15 protein-coding genes are annotated in these 14,926 nt (G+C 71.9%); 9 read left to right on the forward strand and 6 right to left on the reverse strand.

From position 1 onward, the window contains the following. Window positions 1-23: 23 nt before the first annotated feature. Both KB893_RS03810 and KB893_RS03815 read left to right on the forward strand, forming a co-directional pair. Window positions 24-290, forward strand: coding sequence for a hypothetical protein (locus KB893_RS03810; protein WP_211926657.1), 267 nt, complete (start codon window positions 24-26; stop codon window positions 288-290). A gap of 98 nt (window positions 291-388) precedes the next feature. Beyond that, a complete protein-coding gene (locus KB893_RS03815) occupies window positions 389-1,549 on the forward strand; it encodes a PQQ-dependent sugar dehydrogenase (protein WP_211926656.1) in 1,161 nt (386 codons plus the stop codon). A gap of 50 nt (window positions 1,550-1,599) precedes the next feature. On the opposite strand, the gene KB893_RS03820 is transcribed toward KB893_RS03815, so the two are convergent. Continuing rightward, window positions 1,600-2,448 (reverse strand): MBL fold metallo-hydrolase, encoded by an 849-nt coding sequence (locus KB893_RS03820; RefSeq protein WP_211926655.1) that lies wholly within the window; start codon window positions 2,446-2,448, stop codon window positions 1,600-1,602. 148 nt (window positions 2,449-2,596) lie between these two features. Between KB893_RS03820 and KB893_RS03825 the strand changes: the two genes are divergently transcribed. Both KB893_RS03825 and KB893_RS03830 read left to right on the forward strand, forming a co-directional pair. Beyond that, complete coding sequence (locus tag KB893_RS03825) at window positions 2,597-3,526, forward strand: ABC transporter ATP-binding protein (protein WP_211926654.1); 930 nt, start codon at window positions 2,597-2,599, stop codon at window positions 3,524-3,526. Next, window positions 3,523-4,290 carry an ABC transporter permease gene (locus KB893_RS03830; protein ID WP_211926653.1) on the forward strand — a complete coding sequence of 256 codons (768 nt, stop codon included), beginning with the start codon at window positions 3,523-3,525 and terminating at the stop codon, window positions 4,288-4,290. The genes KB893_RS03825 and KB893_RS03830 overlap by 4 nt, the downstream gene beginning before the upstream one ends. A gap of 98 nt (window positions 4,291-4,388) precedes the next feature. Here KB893_RS03830 and KB893_RS03835 read toward each other — a convergent pair whose 3' ends face one another. Together KB893_RS03835 and KB893_RS03840 are read right to left on the reverse strand one after the other, a co-directional pair. Further along, window positions 4,389-5,600 carry an RNA polymerase sigma factor gene (locus KB893_RS03835; protein ID WP_338026842.1) on the reverse strand — a complete coding sequence of 404 codons (1,212 nt, stop codon included), beginning with the start codon at window positions 5,598-5,600 and terminating at the stop codon, window positions 4,389-4,391. Continuing rightward, entirely contained in the window at window positions 5,593-5,979 is a 387-nt protein-coding gene (locus tag KB893_RS03840; protein WP_211926652.1) for a YciI family protein, read from the reverse strand. Before KB893_RS03840 ends, KB893_RS03835 begins: the two co-directional genes overlap by 8 nt. A 177-nt stretch (window positions 5,980-6,156) precedes the next feature. Between KB893_RS03840 and KB893_RS03845 the strand changes: the two genes are divergently transcribed. Further along, window positions 6,157-7,029 (forward strand): DUF72 domain-containing protein, encoded by an 873-nt coding sequence (locus tag KB893_RS03845; RefSeq protein WP_211926651.1) that lies wholly within the window; start codon window positions 6,157-6,159, stop codon window positions 7,027-7,029. A gap of 37 nt (window positions 7,030-7,066) precedes the next feature. Beyond that, a complete protein-coding gene (locus tag KB893_RS03850; protein WP_211926650.1) occupies window positions 7,067-7,873 on the forward strand; it encodes a glycoside hydrolase family 16 protein in 807 nt (268 codons plus the stop codon). Between the two features lie 34 nt (window positions 7,874-7,907). Here KB893_RS03850 and KB893_RS18520 read toward each other — a convergent pair whose 3' ends face one another. Together KB893_RS18520 and KB893_RS03860 are read right to left on the reverse strand one after the other, a co-directional pair. Next, window positions 7,908-9,641: a M56 family metallopeptidase gene (locus KB893_RS18520; RefSeq protein ID WP_211926649.1), complete on the reverse strand. Its 1,734-nt coding sequence runs from the start codon at window positions 9,639-9,641 to the stop codon at window positions 7,908-7,910. 1 nt (window position 9,642) lies between these two features. After that, complete coding sequence (locus KB893_RS03860) at window positions 9,643-10,032, reverse strand: BlaI/MecI/CopY family transcriptional regulator (RefSeq protein ID WP_211926648.1); 390 nt, start codon at window positions 10,030-10,032, stop codon at window positions 9,643-9,645. 191 nt (window positions 10,033-10,223) lie between these two features. Here KB893_RS03860 and KB893_RS03865 point away from each other — a divergent pair, with 191 nt between their 5' ends. Both KB893_RS03865 and KB893_RS03870 read left to right on the forward strand, forming a co-directional pair. Further along, window positions 10,224-11,225, forward strand: a complete 1,002-nt coding sequence (locus KB893_RS03865; RefSeq protein WP_211926647.1) for an MDR/zinc-dependent alcohol dehydrogenase-like family protein — start codon at window positions 10,224-10,226, stop codon at window positions 11,223-11,225. After that, window positions 11,212-12,219, forward strand: coding sequence for a Gfo/Idh/MocA family protein (locus KB893_RS03870; RefSeq protein WP_211926646.1), 1,008 nt, complete (start codon window positions 11,212-11,214; stop codon window positions 12,217-12,219). The genes KB893_RS03865 and KB893_RS03870 overlap by 14 nt, the downstream gene beginning before the upstream one ends. Before the next feature lie 52 nt (window positions 12,220-12,271). On the opposite strand, the gene KB893_RS03875 is transcribed toward KB893_RS03870, so the two are convergent. Then, the gene (locus KB893_RS03875; RefSeq protein WP_211926645.1) at window positions 12,272-13,312 is read right to left on the reverse strand and encodes a UDP-glucuronic acid decarboxylase family protein; all 1,041 of its coding nucleotides are present in this window, start codon (window positions 13,310-13,312) and stop codon (window positions 12,272-12,274) included. 472 nt (window positions 13,313-13,784) lie between these two features. On the opposite strand from KB893_RS03875, the gene KB893_RS03880 reads away from it, so the two are divergent. Continuing rightward, on the forward strand, window positions 13,785-14,900 hold the full coding sequence (locus KB893_RS03880) for an NAD-dependent epimerase/dehydratase family protein (RefSeq protein WP_213173448.1): 1,116 nt from the start codon (window positions 13,785-13,787) through the stop codon (window positions 14,898-14,900). Window positions 14,901-14,926 lie beyond the last annotated feature (26 nt).

The raw sequence follows: 14,926 nt of genomic DNA on the forward strand, positions 1-14,926 counted from the left end.
GCTTCCGCGGGGCGGGCGCCCGCATGACCGACCTCGTCCCGATCTTCCGGCTGCGGCCGCCGCGTGGATGCAGCGTGGGGCCGGACCAGCTGCGCGGGCTGTGGAGCGATGCCTGCGGCTGCCTCGATGTCTCGGTCGGCCGCTGCGTGGCGCTGGACGGCTTCGATGCCCGCGACGGCTATCTGCTCCATGGCGGCGCGGAGCTCGCGCACCGTCCGGAGGTCGAGACCCGCCTGCGCGCGCTGCTCGACCGCGCGCATCTCCTCGGCACGCTGACCCGCATCGCCTGAGCGCGACGGTGGCGCATGACGCGTCGTGGTGTGTAGAAAGGACGGCCCGGCCGTGCCTGCCAGGCGCGGCCCCGATCCGTCCTACCGGGAGACGCCTCGTGACCAAGACCCTGATCGCCGCCGCCTGCGCCATCGGCCTGCTGGCCGGCTGCAACGCGCCCTCGAACGCCGCCCAGGACGGCGCCGGACAGGCGGCGTCCACGTCGCCCGCCGCCGGCGCGCGTCCCTTCCAGAGCAGCGAGGTGGCCAGCTTCGCCGAGCCGTGGGCGATGACCTTCCTGCCCGACGGCCGCCTGCTGGTGACCGAGAAGAAGGGCGCGCTGAAGGTGGTCGACGTCGACAGCGGCGAGGTCGGCGACGTCGGCGGCGTGCCCGCCGTCGACTACGGCGGGCAGGGCGGCTTCGGCGACGTGGTGCTGCACCCGGACTTCGCCGACAACGGCGTGGTCTACCTCAGCTATGCCGAGGCAGGAAGCGGCGACACCCGTGGCGCCGCGGTGGCGCGCGCGCGCCTGGCGCTGGACGACGCCGGCGGCGGGTCGCTCCAGGACGTGCACGTGATCTGGCGCCAGATCCCCAAGGTCAGCGGCCGCGGCCACTACGGCCACCGCATGGTCTTCGACGCCGACGGCATGCTCTGGATCACCTCCAGCGAGCGGCAGAAGTTCGATCCCGCGCAGGACATGCAGTCCAACCTCGGCAAGGTCGTGCGTCTCGAGGACGACGGCTCGGTGCCCGACGACAACCCGTTCCAGGACCAGGGCGAGGTCGCGCGCCAGGTGTGGTCGCTCGGTCACCGCAACATGCTCGGCATCGACTTCGATGCGCAGGGGCGCCTGTGGGTGCACGAGATGGGGCCGCGCGGCGGCGACGAGCTCAACCTGGTCGAGCGCGGCAGCAACTACGGCTACCCGATCGTCTCCAACGGCGACCACTACGACGGGCGCGTCATCCCCGATCACGACACGCGCCCGGAGTTCAACGCGCCGGAGGTGAGCTGGACGCCGGTGATCTCGCCGGCCGGCTTCGTGATCTACGACGGCGACGTGTTCCCCGACTGGAAGGGCGACGGCTTCATCGGCGGCCTGTCCTCGCAGGCACTGGTGCGGGTGGAGTTCGACGGCACCCAGGCGCGCGAGGCGGAACGCTTCGAGATGGGCAAGCGCATCCGCGAGGTGGAGCAGGGGCCCGACGGCGCGCTGTGGCTGCTCGAGGACGGCGACGGCGGACGGCTGCTGAAGCTGACCCCGGCGGCCTGATGGCGTAGGACTGCGAGCGGTGCGGCCGGTATCGCCGGTCGCGCCCCGCGTCAAGCGCCGGCGGCGCGGTCGAGGGCGCGCCCGGCCAGGCGTTCGAACTCGTGCGGATCGTGCGCACAGAACACCTCGACCTCACCGCCCTGCGCCAGCCGGCGCAGCCGCGCCTGGTTGTCCAGGCGCGAGCGCCGGTCCTTCTCCATCAGGGTCTGGTACAGGCGCAGCCCGGGCGTGCACCACGGTTCCGGCTCCATCTCGCGATGATGGAAATAGGCATCGCCGGCCTGCAGCAGCCAGCCCGTCCCGCCGTGGATCGCGATGCCGGCATGGCCGTGGGTGTGGCCCGGCAGCGGGATCATCAGGACCTCCGGGGGCAGGCCGTCCAGCGCGCGCACGCGCCCGAAGCCGAACCAGTCCTCGCCGCGGCCGCCATCGTAGGTGTGCCACAGCTGCCGGCGCGACCACTGCTGCGGGCGATAGCGCTGGCGGTCGAGCCAGGTCCGCTGCGCGAGCGCATCCGCATGCTCCTGGCGCAGCAGGTGCACGCGTGCCCCGGGGAAGTCGTCGAGCCCACCGGCGTGGTCGAAGTCGAGGTGGGTGAGCACGATGTGGCGCACGTCCCGCGGCTGGAAGCCCAGCCGCTGGATCTGGCGGATCGCGGTCATCTCCTCCAGCAGGCGCGGGCTCAGCAGGGACAGGAAGAAGGCGCTCAGGCGCGTGCGCGGATGGCGCACGTCCTGCAGCCCGAAGCCGGTATCGACCAGCACCAGCTCGCTCGCCGTCTCCAGCAGCAGGCAGTGGCAGGCGAGCTCGCCGCGCTGCAGGACGGACGGCGAACGCCCGTCCATCAGGCGCCCGCCGAGCGGGCACGAGGAGATGCAGTTGAGGTGGTGGATGCGCATGCGTGGAGTCCGGTTCGGGCGCCGTCGCCACCCGCGCGCCGCGGTGGAACGCAGCGTGCGACCGGACCGGTCGCTGGCCGGTGAACCCGGCGCCGCCGGCGCGGGTGGCGTGGACTACCATGCGCGCAGCCGTTCACCGGGACACTGCGTGCGCACGATCATCGACATCCGCGGCCTGACCAAGGCCTACGCCTCGGGGCAGCGCGCGCTGGACGCCGTCGACCTCGAGATCCGCGAGGGCGAGATCTTCGCCCTGCTCGGTCCGAACGGCGCCGGCAAGACCACCCTGATCAGCATCGTCTGCGGCATCGTCAGTCCGAGCGGCGGCAGCGTGCTGGCCGACGGTCACGACGTGGTGCGCGACTACCGTGCGGCGCGCGCGGCGATCGGCCTGGTGCCGCAGGAGCTGACCACCGACGCCTTCGAGACCGTGTGGGCGACGGTGCGCTTCAGCCGCGGCCTGTTCGGCAGGCCGCGCGACGACGCCTACCTCGAGAAGGTGCTGCGCCAGCTGTCGCTGTGGGACAAGCGCGACAGCAGGATCATGGCGCTGTCCGGTGGCATGAAGCGCCGGGTGCTGATCGCCAAGGCGCTGTCGCACGAGCCGCGCATCCTGTTTCTCGACGAGCCCAGCGCCGGCGTCGACGTCACCCTGCGCCACGAGATGTGGCAGATGGTGCGGCAGCTCCGCGCGCAGGGCACGACCATCATCCTGACCACGCACTACATCGAGGAGGCCGAGGAGATGGCGGACCGCATCGGCGTGATCAACAAGGGTCGGCTGGTGCTGGTCGAGGACAAGGCGGTGCTGATGCGCAAGCTCGGCAGGAAGCAGCTGACCCTCACCCTGCAGGCGCCGCTGGCCGAGGTCCCCGAGGCCTTGCGGACGTATCCGCTCGAACTCTCCGCGGACGGCACCGCCCTGGTCTACACCTTCGACGCGCAGGAGGAGCAGACCGGCATCGCCGCGCTGCTGCGCAGGCTCGACGAGCAGGGCATCGACTTCAAGGACCTGAAGTCGGAGCAGAGCTCGCTGGAGGACATCTTCGTCAGCCTGGTGCGGGAGTCGGCGGCATGAGCGTCAACGTCCACGGCATCGCCGCGATCTACCGGTTCGAGATGGCGCGCACCGGCCGCACCCTGCTGCAGAGCATCGTGCAGCCGGTGCTGATCACCTGCCTGTACTTCCTGGTGTTCGGCTCGGCCATCGGCGGGCGCATGGGCGAGATCGACGGCGTGCCCTACGGCGCCTTCATCATCCCCGGCCTGGTGATGCTGTCGCTGCTGACCGAGAGCATCTCCAACGCCTCCTTCGGCATCTACATGCCGAAGTGGGCGGGCACGATCTACGAGCTGCTGTCGGCGCCGGTGTCGTGGTTCGAGGCGGTGGTGGGCTACGTCGGCGCGGCGGCGACCAAGTCGGTGATCGTCGGCGCGTTGATCATGATCACCGCGCGCTTCTTCGTGCCCTACGAGCTCGAGCACCCGGTGTGGGCGCTGCTGTTCCTGCTGCTGACCGCGGTCACCTTCAGCCTGTTCGGTTTCGTCATCGGGGTGTGGGCCGACAGCTTCGAGCGCCTGCAGCTGGTGCCGTTCCTGATCGTGACACCGCTGACCTTCCTGGGCGGTGCGTTCTACTCGACCTCGATGCTGCCGGCGCCCTGGGACACGGTCACGCTGTTCAACCCGGTGGTCTACCTCATCAGCGGCTTCCGCTGGAGCTTCTACGGCGTGTCGGACGTGAGCGTCGGCATCAGCCTGGGCATGACCGCGCTGTTCCTGCTGCTGTGCCTGGGCGCGGTGTGGTGGATCTTCCGCACCGGCTACAAGCTGAAGCAGTAGCCGTCCTTCCCGCGCTGCGCGCCGGGGCGACGGACGGCGCGGCATCTCAGCCGGGTCGGCCCGGAAGCGAATCCATCCGCCGCGCGAGGTGCGCGCGTTCAGGCGCCAGCCGCGCCAGGGCGATGGCGCGCGCGTAGGCGGCACGGGCGCCGTCGGCGTCGCCGCTGCGCCGGAGCAGTTCCGCACGCACGACGTGGGCCGGGGTGGTAGTCGCGCAGCGCGCCGGCGGCGAGCAGGGCATCGACCTCGGCCAGCGCCGGCGCGGGGCCGTCGCGCATCGCCAGCGCCACCGCACGGTTGAGACGCACGACCGGCGACGGGTCGGCCCGGGCGAGGAGGTCATAGAGCGCGACGATCCGCGCCCAGTCGGTGGCGGCGGCGTCGGCGGCCTCCGCGTGCACGGCGGCGATCGCCGCCTGCAGCGCATAGCCGCCGACCTCGGGCGCCGAGAACGCATGCCGCAGCAGATGCCGGCCCTCCTCGATCAGTGCGGCGTTCCAGCGCCCGCGGTCCTGCTCCTCGAGCGGCACCAGCGCGCCGGCGGCGTCGGTGCGTGCGGGGCGCCGCGACTCGTGCAGCAGCATCAGGGCGAGCAGGCCGAGGGTCTCGGGGCCGGGCAGCAGCGCGGCCAGCATGCGCCCGAGGCGGATCGCCTCGCCCGAGAGGTCGGCGCGGGTGAGGCTGTCGCCGGCGGTGGCCGCGTAGCCTTCGTTGAAGACGAGGTAGACCACGTGCAGCACCGCCTCCAGGCGCTCCGGCAACGCATCGCGCGGCGGCACCTCGTAGGGGATCCTCGCCTCGCGGATCTTGGCCTTGGCGCGGACGATGCGCTGCGCCAGGGTCGGCGCCGAGGTGAGGTAGGCGCGGGCGATCTCCTCGGTGGTCAGCCCGCAGACCTCGCGCAGGGCCAGCGCGACCTGCGCGTCGGGCGCGATCGCCGGATGGCAGCAGGTGAACAGCAGGCGCAGGCGATCGTCCTCGATCGCCCCCGGATCGGCCTCGGCCGGATCCTGCGCCTGTCCGTACAGGCGCTCGGCGATGTCGTGCAGCGAGGCGTCGAAGCGCGCGCGCCGGCGCAGCGCGTCGATGGTCCTGAAGCGGCCGGCGGAGACCAGCCAGGCGCGCGGGTTGTCCGGCACGCCCTGCGTCCACTGCTCGAGCGCGGCGCGGAAGGCCTCGTGCAGGGCCTCCTCGGCGAGGTCGAAGTCGCCGAGGAGGCGGATCAGGGTCGCCAGCACCCGCCGCGATTCCTCGCGGTAGACGCGCTCGACCGCCGCGGCGGCCGCCTGCGCTGCGGGCGCCTCAGCCACGCCAGCCGGGCTTCACGTCCTCGGGCGTCGCCGGCAGGTCGGCCAGCGGCCGGATCTCGATGCTGCCGGTGCGCGCCCATGGGAACTGCTGCGCGATGCGGATCGCGTCGTTGAGGTCGCGCGCCTCGATCAGGTTGTAGCCGGCGAAATGCTCGCGCGTCTCGGCGAAGGGGCCGTCGGTGGTGGACATGCGACCGTTGCGGATGCGCACCGTGGTCGCGGTCTCCACCGGTGCCAGCCGCTGCGAGGCGAGCAGGGTGCCGCTTTCGCGCAGCTCGGCGGCGTGGGCGACGCATTCGCGCATCATGTCGTCCTGCTGCGCCGGGGGCAGGGCATCGAGCAGGTCGGGATCGGTGTTGACCAGCAGCAGGTATCTCATGGCGTCCTCGGTGGGTGGATGTACCCGTGGTCGAACGGCGGGCGCGGGATTCGACAGCGCCTGCGTCCGGATCGCCGCCGCGGCGCGGGCGCGATTGCAGCACATCGACCCGGCAGGCACATCGCGCACCACCGCATTTCACGGACGCTGGAGACGGCGTGGCCAACGATGCGGCGCATGGCGATCCGCATCGGCATCTCCGGCTGGCGCTACGCGCCCTGGCGCGGCGTCTTCTATCCCGCAGGCCTGCCGCAGCGCGCGGAGCTCCAGTACGCGGCGCAGCGCATGGGCAGCATCGAACTCAACGGCTCGTTCTATTCGCTGCAGACGCCGGAGAGCTACGTGCAGTGGCGCGACGCCACGCCGCAGAACTTCGTGTTTGCGGTCAAGGGGCCGCGCTTCGTGACGCACATGCTGCGGCTGCGCGACCCGTGGAAGGCGCTGGCGAACTTCTTCGCCTCCGGGGTGCTGTGCCTGGACGCCAAGTTCGGGCCGATGCTGTGGCAGCTGCCTGCGCGCCAGCGCTGGGATGCGGCCGTGCTGGAGGCGTTCCTGGAGGGCCTGCCGAAGGACACCGCCGCGGCGCTGGAGCTGGCGCGCGGCTGCGAGCCGCGGATCATGCGCGGGCGCAGCGCGCTGGCGATCGACCGCAGCCGGCCGATCCGGCACGCCATCGAGGTGCGCGACGCCAGCTTCCGCAACGCGGACTTCATCGCCCTGCTGCGCCGGCACAACGTGGCGCTGGTGGTCGCCGACACGGCGGGGCAGTTCCCGTACCTGGAGGACGTGACCGCCGATTTCGTCTACATCCGCCTGCACGGCGACACCGAGCTCTATGCGAGCGGCTACTCCGGCGCCGCCCTCGACGGCTGGGCGCAGCGCATCCGAGCCTGGGCCGCCGGCGGGCAGCCGCAGGGCGCGCGCGTCGTTGCCGCCCGTCGGCCCGCGCGCCGGCGGCAGCGCGACGTCTACTGCTATTTCGACAACGACGCCAAGGTGCACGCGCCCTTCGATGCACAGGCGCTGATGGAGCGGTTAGGCTCGTCCTGACCCTGCTTTCCGATCCCCCCGAAGAGGAGTGCGTGCGATGGGCGTGCGAGCGCTGCTGTATGCGGGACTGTGTCTCTGTCTGCTCGGCGGCTGTGCCGCCGGTGCCGCCGACACCACCGAGGCGGAGCTGGATCTCGACGGCTTCCGCATGACCTTCGACGAGCCCTTCGACAGCCTCGACGTCTCCGCCTGGGGCAAGCCGCGCACGCGCTGGATCGCGCACACGCCGTGGAACGGCGACTTCGGCGATGCGAAGTTCACCGATCCCATGGACAAGTTCCCCTTCACCATCGAGAACGGGATCCTGCGGATCGAAGCGCGCAGGGGCGACGACGGCGTGTGGCGCTCGGGCCTGCTGGCCTCGGTCGACCCCGACGGCAACGGCTTCTCGCAGAAGTACGGCTACTTCGAGGCGCGGATGAAGGTGCCGCCGGGCAAGGGCGTGTGGCCGGCGTTCTGGCTGGTCGGCGTCGACCGCACCGACCACACCCCGGAGATCGACGTGCTCGAGTACTACGGGCACGAGCCGAAGCGCTTCTCCAGCGCGGTGCACATCTGGCCGAAGGAGCACAGCGAGCTCAAGCCCTGGCACGACGTGCACCACACCCGCGTCGACGAGGTGCTGGCCGACGACTACCACCTCTACGGGGTGATGATCGACGAGCAGGAGACGGTCTTCTACTTCGACCGCCGTCCGGTCTGGCGGGTGCCGACGCCCGAGCAGTACAAGGTGCGCGTGTTCCCGCTGGTGAACCTGGCGCTGGGCTCGGGCTGGCCGATCGAGGAGACGCCGAACCCGTCCCATCTCTACGTCGACTACGTGCGCGCCTGGGCGCGCGAGTAGCCGCGGCGGCGCAACGCGCCGCCGTGGCCGTCGCTCAACCGTCGGCGCGGACGGCGGTGCCGTCGGCGACGGCGGCGTCCAACAGCTGCCAGACCTGGCGTTCCACCTCGCCCGCCAGGGCGCGATGGCGTTCGCCGAGCGCCTGCTGCCGGCGGCCGAGTTCCTGCTGGCGCGCGGCCAGCGGCTTCTGCCGTTCGGCGAGCCGGCGCTGCTCGGCGGCGAGCGCCTCCATGTCCTGCTCGAGCTCCTCGTCGACAGCGCCGTGCTCGCCGCGCGCCACCGCCCGCGCCGCGCGCTGCGCATGGCGCGCGGCGATCTCGCCCTGCTTCGCGCCGAGTTCTCCCTGGCGCGCGCCCAGCTCGCCCTGCTGCGCGCCGAGCTCGCCCTGGCGCTCGCCCAGTTCGCCCTGCTGCGCGGCGAGTTCGGCCAGCGGGGCATGCAGCGCGTGCAGGCGCTTCAGGGTCGCCGGGTCGCGGATGACCCAGGCCTCCTCGCCCCTGCGGAACCAGGCCATGGCATCGCCGGATCGGTACTGGCGGTGCGCCGTCTCGACGTCACGGCCGGTGCCGTGCGCCTGCACGTGGCCGCTGCCGTCGAAGGCGACGTAGGCGCGCGCGCTGCTGCCGTCGTCGATGATGTGCAGCCCGGTGACGCCGGCCGGCATGTCCGGCCCCGACGGCGGCGCCGGCGGGGCGGGCGGGCGCGGCGCGTCGGGCGCCGGCGGGGCAGGCGGTGCCGGCGGACGGGGCATGAAACCGCTGTCGGATTGCGTGCCGGCCGTGACGCGATAGGGGACGACGCCCGCGACCGCGACGGCCACGGTGAGGGCCGCGGCCAGGGCGCGGGAGGAGGTGCGGGGGATCTGCAGCATGGCGAGTCTCCGGCTGAGGATGCGGAAGGTGGGGGAGGCGCCGGCGAGTGCCGCCGGCATGTGCGCACGCGCACCGAGCCGCAGCAGCAGGCGCCCGTAGTCGCGCGGGCTGTGGCGGCCCTGCGCCAGGACCTCGGCATCGCAGGCCGCCTCGCGTGCCAGCGCGTACTCGCGCACCGCGAGGTGGGCGAGCGGATGGAAGAAGAACAGGTGGCGCGCGAGCGCCGGCAGCCAGCCCCAGCACAGGTCGTTGCGGCGCAGGTGGGCGAGTTCGTGGCGCAGCATCATGTCGAGGTCGCCGTCGCAGGCCGCGTGCGAGGCGGGCAGCAGCAGGACCGGCCGCAGCGCGCCGGCGATCTGCGGCGAGGCGATGGCGTCCGACATCCGCAGCGGCGCTGGGCGGCGGATCCCGCAGGCCTCGGCGAGGGCGGCGTAGTGCAGCAGGACGTCGGCGTCCGTGCAGGCGCGCGACGCCGCGAGGATGCGCCGGGCCGTGCGCAGCCCCAGCAGGGTGCGGACCACCGCGACCACGACCCCCGCGAGCCATGCGGCCACGAGCAGCTGCGGCCATGTCCATGCCGATGTCGCTGCGCCCGTTGCGGGCGTGGCGGGCGCGAACGTGCCGGCTGCCGACGCGCCGGGACCGATCGACGCGCCGGGCGCGGGCACGATCGGATCCGCCGGCGCCGCCAGCAGCGGCAGTTCGACCGGTGCGCTCCACACCAGGCCCACGACCAGCTGCAGCGCGACCAGCCACCACAGCCGGCAGCGCGCCGCCGCGGGCAGTCCGGGCAGGACGCGGCACAGCGCCCAGACCGCGGCGACCAGCAGGCTCGACTGCAGCACGGTCGCGCCGAGGCGCGGCAGCAGGAGCAGGGCGAATGCCTCGGGGTTCATCTCATTCCTCCCGCCGCCGCGACTGCAGCGTCTCGACCAGGCGTTCGAGTTCGGCGAGCTCGTCGTCGCTCACCGTACCGCGCTCCGACATCCAGGCCACGAACGGCGACACCGAACCCTGCAGGGTCTTCTCGACGAAGCTGCCGACCGCCTCGCGCATGACCTCGCCGGCGCCGGTGCCGGCGGCGGTGTAGCGGTACACGCCGCGGACCTGGCGCCGGCGCAGGTAGCCCTTGCCGCGCAGGCGTTCCATCATGGTCAGCACGGTGGAGCGCGCGAGGCCGCGCGACTCGCCGAAGGCGGCGGCGACCTCGCCGACCGAGGCGCCGCCGCAGTCGGCGAGGTGGTTCAGCAGCGCCAGTTCCTGGTCCCCGATCGATCGACGTCGCACGCCGCGCTCCGATGACTACAAGTGTAGTCAGAGCCTGCGCCGCGACGACACGTGTAGTCAAGCCTGCCGTTGGTCACGCGCAGGCGAGGTCGTGAGGATCTTCTTCATCTTTGCTTTGCGGCGGTGCAGCTAAACAGGCGGCCTTTTGCGCGGCATCCGGCCGCGTCCACCGCAACCGCAAAGGAGAACCGATGCCGTCCGAATCGCAAGCCACCATGCGCGCCGCCGTGCTCGTCGAGCCCGGCCGCTTCGAGGTGCGGGAGGTCGCGCGGCCGCAGCCGGGCGCCGGCGAGGTGCGCGTGCGCCTGCAGGGCAGCGGCGTGTGCGCATCGAACATCCCGGCGTTCGAGGGGCGCGAGTGGTTCTCCTACCCGATGCCGCCCGGCGACCTCGGCCACGAGGGCTGGGGCGTGGTGGATGCGGTGGGCGAGGGCGTCGCCGGCATCCGCGTCGGTGAGCGCGTCGCCGCGCTGTCGTTCAAGGCCTACGCCGAATACGACGTGGCCGCCGCCGACCAGCTCGTGGCGCTGCCGGAGCCGCTCGGCGATGCGCCGTTCCCGGGCGAGGCGCTCGGCTGCGTCATGAACATCCTGCGCCGCGCCGACGTGCAGCCGGGACAGACGGTGGCGATCGTCGGCGTCGGCTTCCTCGGCGCGGCGCTGACCCAGCTGATCACCGGCATGGGCGCGCGCGTGATCGGCATCTCGCGCTCCGATTCCTCGTTGCAGCTCGCCAAGGACTGCGGCGCCTGGCAGACGGTGGCCATGCACGACCACTGGGAGATCATCGAGAAGGTCAAGGCGCTCACCGACGGGGCCTTCTGCGAACGCGTGATCGAGGCCACCGGTAAGCCGTGGCCGCTGGATCTCGCCGGCGAGCTCACCGGCTTCGGCGGCAAGCTGGTGATCGCCGGCTTCCACCAGGACGGCCTGCGTTCGGTCAACGTGCAGCTGTGGAACTGGCGCGGCATCGACGTCATCAACGCGCACGAGCGCGACCCGCAGGTCGCGGTCGAGGGCGTGCGCCAGGCGGTCCGCGCGGTGGCGGAAGGCCGGCTGTCGCTCGCACCGCTGATCACCCACACGTGGGGCCTCGCCGACATCACCGCGGCGCTCGCCGCGGTGAAGGACCGGCCCAGCGGCTTCACCAAGGGCGTGGTGCTGATGGAGGAGGCGACCGATGGCGCGCGCTGACGGTCGCCTGCGGCTCGGTTTCCTCGGCGTCGGCTGGATCGGGCGCCATCGCATGCAGGCGCTGGTCGAGGCCGGGCTCGCCGACGCGGCGGCGATCGCCGATCCGGATGTGTCCTGCCTCGACGAGGCGGCGGCGCTGGCGCCCGCTGCCGTGCGCTGTGGTTCGCTCGACGAGCTGCTCGCGCAGGATCTCGACGGCGTGGTCATCGCCACGCCGAGCGCAGCGCACGCGGCGCAGTCGATCGCGGTGCTGGAGCGCGGCCTGCCGGTGTTCTGCCAGAAGCCGCTGGGCCGCGACGGCGACGAGGCGGCCGCGGTGGTCGCCGCGGCCAGGCGCGCCGACCGTCGCCTCGGCGTCGACCTCAGCTATCGCCACCTCGCCGGCATCGACGAGGTGAGGGCGCTGCTGCGCGACGGCGCGCTCGGTCGCATCTACGCCGGCGAGCTGGTCTTCCACAACGCCTACGGGCCGGGCAAGGACTGGTTCTACGACCGCAGCCAGGCCGGCGGCGGCTGCGTCATCGACCTCGGCATCCACCTGCTCGACCTCGGCCTGTGGCTGCTCGGCGATCCTCTGGTCGAGAACGTCAGCAGCCGCTGCTTCGTCAAGGGTGCACCGCTGCGCGAGCATCCGGAGGCGGTCGAGGACTACGCCACCGCGCGCCTGGATCTCGCCGGGGGCATCGCGCTGGACATGGCCTGTTCCTGGAACCTGCCGGTGGGCGTGGATTGCGAGATCGGCATGCGCCTGTACGGAACGCGGGGCGGCATCGGCCTGCGCAACGTCGAAGGTTCGTTCTACGACTTCGTCATCGAACGCTTCGACGGCCGCCAGCGCATCCCGTTGGCGGGCCCGCCCGACGCCTGGGGCGGGCGCGCCGCGGTGGCCTGGGCACATGCCCTGCGCGCGGACGCCGGCTTCGACGCGGAGATCGAGGGCGTAGTCGCGGTGACCCGGGTGCTGGACGAGATCTACCGGCAGGACCGCGCCTGAGTCCGCGGCGCGGCGGCCATGGCCGCCGCCGCGCACGCCATCGTGCTGTCGCTCAGACCGCCGCGGCGCCGGACTGGCCGCCGGCACTGCGCCGGGAGCGGCGCGCGCCCTGGAGCAGGCCCTGGTCGTGACGCGCCGCCTCGATGGTGCGGGCGAGGCCCTCCTCCGCGCTCACCGTCGGCGTCCAGTCGAGCAGTTCCTGGGCCAGCGAGATGTCCGGCCGCCGCCGCTTCGGGTCGTTCTCCGGCAGCGGATGGAAGCTCAGCGGGGATGCGCTGCCGGTCAGGCGCAGGATCATCTCGGCGATCTCCTTCACCGTGCGCTCGACCGGATTGCCCAGGTTCACCGGGCCCGGGTGGTCGACCTTCATGTAGCGCACGATGCCTTCGACGAGGTCGGAGACGTACTGCAGGCTGCGGGTCTGCGCACCGTCGCCGAATACCGACAGCGGCTCGCCGGCGAGCGCCTGGCGGATGAAGTTGGTGACGATGCGGCCGTCGTGCGGATCCATGCGCGGCCCATAGGTGTTGAAGATGCGGATGATGCGCACCGGCAGCCCGTAGTGGCGGTGGTAGGCCATCGCCGCGGCTTCGGCGTAGCGCTTGCCCTCGTCGTACATGCTGCGCGGGCCGTTGGGATTGCAGTTGCCCCAGTGCTCTTCCTTCTGCGGATGCTGCAGCGGGTCGCCGTAGACCTCGCTGGTGCTGGCAAGGAAGAACTTCGCGTGCTTCTCGCGCGCCAGGTCGAGCAGATGATGGGTGCCGAAGCTGTTGACCTCGAGCGTCTCGATCGGCCAGTGCTGGTACTTGGGCGGCGAGGCCGGGCTGGCGAGGTGCATCACCCAGTCCAGGCCTTCGTCGAGCGCGAGCGGCTGGATGATGTCGTGTTCGATGAAGCGGAAGCGCGCATGGCCCTGCAGGTGCGCGATGTTCTCCCTGCGCCCGGTGATCAGGTTGTCCACCGCGATGACGCGGTGGCCGTCGTCGAGGAGGCGGTCCACCAGATGGCTGCCGACGAAGCCCGCGGCACCGACCACGAGGATCGACAGCGGGCGTTCTGCGGGAAGGGAGAGCACGTTCGTGGTTCTGACCATTGGGTGGCGTTCCTCGATGCATCGTGCGGCGCCGTCGGCAGGACGTCGCGCGATCGGGTTGGGGGCGTTGCCGGAAAGCTTCTTCAGCAGGATGTGCGCGGGGTGATCGGCGCCGGGTGAAAAACGCGAAGCGGTCCGTCCGCTCGCACCGCGCATGCGTCCGAGCCACGCATGCATGACGGTTTCTTCATTCGCCGCTCGCAAACATGGCCGGACGATCCCGACGCCGAAGCGCGGCACGCGCACCACCGTGCATCGCCGTCGTGCGACCTCATGGCGAACGAAGGAACACGTTCTTGCGCGCGATCCTCCCGTTCGCATCCGTCACCGCCAGCAGCGCGCCCGGCGCGCCACGGCTCGTGGCACCACGACTCGACGCAGGCGCCGCGTCGCCGGATCGGGCACGCCTGCGCGCGGCGCTGGCGGTCCGGGGCGATCACGTGCCGGTACGGCCTTGAAAGGAGCGACATCCATGGGCAAGACCCTTCTCATCACCGGCGGCGCGGGCTTCATCGGCTCCTACCTCGCCGACCAGCTGCTCGAAGCCGGACACCGCGTGCGCGTGCTCGACAACCTCAGCCCGCAGGTGCACGGCGGCGACTGCGAGCGTCCCGCATACCTGACCGACGACGTGGAGCTGGTGCGTGGCGACGTGCGCGATCCGGATGCGGTGCAGAAGGCTCTAGAGGGTGTCGACGGCGTCTACCACCTCGCCGCGGCGGTCGGCGTCGGGCAGAGCATGTACCAGGTCGCCGAATACACCTCGATCAACAACCTCGGCACCGCGGTCCTGCTGGAGGCGCTGATCGAGAAGCCGGTCGAGCGGCTCGTGGTCGCCTCCAGCATGAGCATCTACGGCGAGGGCATGTACCGCCGCGGCGACGGCAGCGTGGTGCCGGGCATGCGCCGCGGCCGCGAACAGCTCAAGCAGGCGCGCTGGGAACTGGTCGACGGCGAGGGCAGGGCGCTCGAGCCGGTGCCGACCGCGGAGGACAAGCAGCCCGACCTGTCCTCGGTCTACGCCCTGTCGAAGTACGACCAGGAGCGCCTGTGCCTGATGATCGGCGAGGCCTACGGCATCCCGACCTCGGCGATGCGCTTCTTCAACGTGTACGGTCCGCGGCAGGCGTTGTCCAATCCCTACACCGGGGTGCTGGCGATCTTCGCCTCGCGCTTCCTCAACGGCAACGCGCCGATGATCTTCGAGGATGGCCTGCAGCAGCGCGACTTCGTCAGCGTCCACGACATCGCGCGCGCCTGCCGCCTCGCCTACGACACGCCCGCCGCGGCGGGGCAGGTGTTCAACGTCGGCAGCGGCAACGCCTACACCGTGCGCGAGATCGCCGACCGCGTCGGCCAGGCGATGGGCAAGGACATCGCGCCGGAGATCACCGGCAAGTACCGCGTCGGCGACATCCGCCACTGCGTGGCCGACATCGGCCATGCGCGCGAGGTACTGGGCTTCGAGCCGCAGGTACGCATCGAGGACGGCCTCGCGGAGCTGGTCGAATGGCTGCCGAGTGCGGTCGCGGTCGACCGCGTCGGCGAGGCCGGCCAGGAACTGGCCCGGCGCGGGCTGACCATCTGACGCGCGCACCGCGCGCTGCCACCGAG

This window comes from Coralloluteibacterium stylophorae, from assembly GCF_018122625.2.
GTDB classification, from domain to species: domain Bacteria; phylum Pseudomonadota; class Gammaproteobacteria; order Xanthomonadales; family Xanthomonadaceae; genus Coralloluteibacterium; species Coralloluteibacterium stylophorae.

Excerpts from the sequence above, each read along its gene's own strand:
- KB893_RS18520 (WP_211926649.1), bottom strand. The coding sequence starts at position 9,641 with ATGAACCCCGAGGCATTCGCCCTGCTCCTGCTGCCGCGCCTCGGCGCG.
- KB893_RS03865 (WP_211926647.1), top strand. The coding sequence starts at position 10,224 with ATGCCGTCCGAATCGCAAGCCACCATGCGCGCCGCCGTGCTCGTCGAG.
- KB893_RS03870 (WP_211926646.1), top strand. The coding sequence starts at position 11,212 with ATGGCGCGCGCTGACGGTCGCCTGCGGCTCGGTTTCCTCGGCGTCGGC.
- KB893_RS03820 (WP_211926655.1), bottom strand. The coding sequence starts at position 2,448 with ATGCGCATCCACCACCTCAACTGCATCTCCTCGTGCCCGCTCGGCGGG.
- KB893_RS03840 (WP_211926652.1), bottom strand. The coding sequence starts at position 5,979 with ATGAGATACCTGCTGCTGGTCAACACCGATCCCGACCTGCTCGATGCC.
- KB893_RS03850 (WP_211926650.1), top strand. The coding sequence starts at position 7,067 with ATGGGCGTGCGAGCGCTGCTGTATGCGGGACTGTGTCTCTGTCTGCTC.
- KB893_RS03875 (WP_211926645.1), bottom strand. The coding sequence starts at position 13,312 with ATGGTCAGAACCACGAACGTGCTCTCCCTTCCCGCAGAACGCCCGCTG.
- KB893_RS03880 (WP_213173448.1), top strand. The coding sequence starts at position 13,785 with ATGGGCAAGACCCTTCTCATCACCGGCGGCGCGGGCTTCATCGGCTCC.
- KB893_RS03810 (WP_211926657.1), top strand. The coding sequence starts at position 24 with ATGACCGACCTCGTCCCGATCTTCCGGCTGCGGCCGCCGCGTGGATGC.
- KB893_RS03830 (WP_211926653.1), top strand. The coding sequence starts at position 3,523 with ATGAGCGTCAACGTCCACGGCATCGCCGCGATCTACCGGTTCGAGATG.
- KB893_RS03845 (WP_211926651.1), top strand. The coding sequence starts at position 6,157 with ATGGCGATCCGCATCGGCATCTCCGGCTGGCGCTACGCGCCCTGGCGC.